Origin of the sequence: Wenyingzhuangia sp., from assembly GCF_039768515.1 — a bacterium.
GTDB lineage: Bacteria > Bacteroidota > Bacteroidia > Flavobacteriales > Flavobacteriaceae > Wenyingzhuangia.
This window is the reverse complement of sequence record NZ_JBDNAI010000007.1, coordinates 1-2,844: the sequence shown is the minus strand read 5'-3', so window position 1 is coordinate 2,844 and position 2,844 is coordinate 1. Positions and strand designations below refer to the sequence as shown.

Genomic DNA, 2,844 nt, shown 5'->3' with positions numbered 1-2,844 from the left:
TTTATCAAAAAGTAAAAAAAGGGAGCAAAGTATTCCCTTTTAAATACCTCTTTAATACTGGTTAATTGGAAGAACTTGAAACGTATTCCATTTCAATACTATCAATTAATGTGACTGTTCCAATTGCTTCAATCAATGTATCATAATCTACGGTCAATGAGTTTTCTGACGGTAGACTACTCGGAGTTTCAGAAAGCGCATAAATCGTCATAAAATAGGTTGAAGAATTACCGTTTGGATTACAAGGGGAAGTGTAAGATATCCCTACTCCATCTTTGTTGGGTCCCATATACCAATCTCCATCATCAGCGCCTCCATATGCAATTTCTGTTACAGTAGGATCGATATCCCAAATAGTAAGGTAAGAGTTCGTTTCAACTACGGCACTGTTAGTATAGGCATGAATTGATATTGCCAAGGAGCCTGTCCCTTCAGGAACATTGGACCAAGAAATAGGAATTGATTTTTCTGAACCGTTTATTTTTTCTTCACATTGGTAGTCACTTAATATTTCGCCATCAGAGTCAATTGCAATACTAGACAAAGTGAATTCTGAATTTTGAGAAACAACACTATAGCCCTCAATTCCAGTATCAATTAAAGAATCGTCAGAAGGGTCTACAGTATCAACGTCACTATTTGTGCTGCTGCTGCTGCCTCCTTCTCCTAAACTCACATCAACACAAAAGCTGACATTATTGAAACTTTCTACATTTCCAGTTCCGGTGTCTATACTTCCGTTAGTTGGTAAATTTGAAGTTCCTCCATTTTCATCATTATAAACATAGGTGAAGTTACAATTTTCATCCCAGCTATAATTTACATAGTATTTAGTGCCTGACACTTCATATTCAAAAGAGAAGGCATTTTCTCCTGTCTCTGTAATTCCTATTACTACGGCTCCATTAACTCCTTTGAATGTATTGGAAGGACGAACTGCATTTTGAACTGCTTGAGGAATTACTTGATCTTCTGGAGCAGTAGTGGTTGGGTCTAACGTTACTTTACCCATCATATAGGGCATATAATATGGTGCTGTTGTTTTAGCGTGATAACGATAATTACCATTACTATCTTCACGACCAAAAGCGGCATCAAGTGTTTCGTCTGTATAGCCATAAACGGGATATCCGTCAAGTGCGTAAGCTAAGGGGGTTTCTGTTCCTATCTCATCTTCCAAATGGGTTGGAATTAAGTGATAATGATAATCATCCCCCCTTCCAAAGTGTCCTCCCCAATTGTCTAGTTCTCCAAGTTCATAAGAGTTTTCTCCACGATTATTGAAAACGTTAAAAATAGGGACTCCATTTACAGCAACTGCCAAAGCTCCTTTCAAAAGATGGTCAGAAGTACTAAGAGGGGTATCTGCCATTTCAGGATTCAAAGGAATTGCCCAGCTATTGTCTCCTTGATAATTTTGTGGAATAGGAACTTGTTCTTGCCATGCAGTGATCCCGGTACCCATGTTATGTTCTGGCCAACTGTAGGAGGCAATGTAAAAATATTCATCATCGGCGCTAATACTAACTCCAGTGTAGGCAGCAAAATGAGACTGAATTGTTGATAATAAAGCGCCATCTCCCGTTGAATTATCCGTGTCCGTTGAGGGGTCTGTGGTGTTGTCTGTCTCAGTAGAAGTGTCCGTGGTATCATTTGTTTCCGTATTTTCTTCAGGCGCAGTAGGAGTTACTGGAGCAACAACTGCAGCAGGCGCAGGGACAGGATCCTCTTCTACTGAGCAGGTTATAAAAATTAAAAATAATAAAGAAAACAAAGCTGGAGCTAAAAAACTTTTACGGTTAGTGCTTGACCAGTAAAGGACTAAAGAGGTTACCATAAGCAATAACAATATCAAACTAATGTTTACATTCCCTTTGGTTATTTTTAATCCAGAGGCTTCTTTTTTAACTGGAATAGGCAATGCTAAATTCGCATTGATGTGCGCAGTCAACTCATGTCGCTTAAGAATCAAAAATTGATCTTCCATTACAAAATCGGTCAAGGGATATTCAAATACAACCCCTGTTTTTATGTCTTTTAGCAAAACAATATCCTTGATCAAAGCAATATAATCAGCTTCAAATGTTTTATTACTTTCAATAAGTTGCCAAGACTTAGTATGACTATCTGAGTGATATCCAGAATGCGCATTTGTAAATCCAATAGAAAAAAAGAAAAAAACGAATAGCGCAGTAGAATATAGTTTATGGTTTTTCATCATTCAATAATACAGTTATATCAAATATAACTTGTTTTTCAATAGTAATTGATAAACAGAAATAATAAAACCTAGAAAGTATCAAAAGAGGGTAACGTTCTATATCTACTGGATAAGAAGACACTTAGTTTTTACCTTTTCAACCTTTGCTATGAAATTTAAACGCTTATTTTAAAATTTACTTTTAGTATTATTGGCTTGTTAAGCCTTATCATTCTTATTTATTGTACTTAATTAAATGGAATGTTGATTTTTCCAACAAGTAAGAACTTTAAGGAAAAACAGCTTCATAGGTTGAAAATAAGACTAATCCATATTTAAATAAAAATGAAAAATTGGACATCTACGAAAATAAGGAAGAGTCCATACAAAACAGGATCTAAGATTTGACTCCTCAGATGACCATTAAGAAAAAAACGGTATTATGGCTTTTTTTATCAATTTCCATCAAATGTGGGCTATTTGGGTAGGAATAGCTTTGGTCACACTTCTTCCAGTATTGATGATTGTTCAAATCGAAAAAGAGTTTAAAAATCGTTTTCCAAAAGAATAATTTTGGTTGACAAATTGAGTAAAGAAATTTAGGATTACCAATAAGGGAAGCATTCATTTTCTTATTTTTAAAT

The 2,844-nt window shown here is 35.4% G+C and carries 2 protein-coding genes; one reads left to right on the top strand and one right to left on the bottom strand.

All coding sequences use genetic code 11. From position 1 onward, the window contains the following. Positions 1-61: 61 nt before the first annotated feature. Positions 62-2,221 carry a YHYH protein gene (locus tag ABF281_RS00600; RefSeq protein ID WP_347179763.1) on the bottom strand — a complete coding sequence of 720 codons (2,160 nt, stop codon included), beginning with the start codon at positions 2,219-2,221 and terminating at the stop codon, positions 62-64. A gap of 421 nt (positions 2,222-2,642) precedes the next feature. Between ABF281_RS00600 and ABF281_RS00595 the strand changes: the two genes are divergently transcribed. Beyond that, on the top strand, positions 2,643-2,771 hold the full coding sequence (locus tag ABF281_RS00595) for a hypothetical protein (RefSeq protein WP_347179762.1): 129 nt from the start codon (positions 2,643-2,645) through the stop codon (positions 2,769-2,771). Positions 2,772-2,844 lie beyond the last annotated feature (73 nt).

Excerpts from the sequence above, each read along its gene's own strand:
- ABF281_RS00600 (WP_347179763.1), bottom strand. The coding sequence starts at position 2,221 with ATGATGAAAAACCATAAACTATATTCTACTGCGCTATTCGTTTTTTTC.
- ABF281_RS00595 (WP_347179762.1), top strand. The coding sequence starts at position 2,643 with ATGGCTTTTTTTATCAATTTCCATCAAATGTGGGCTATTTGGGTAGGA.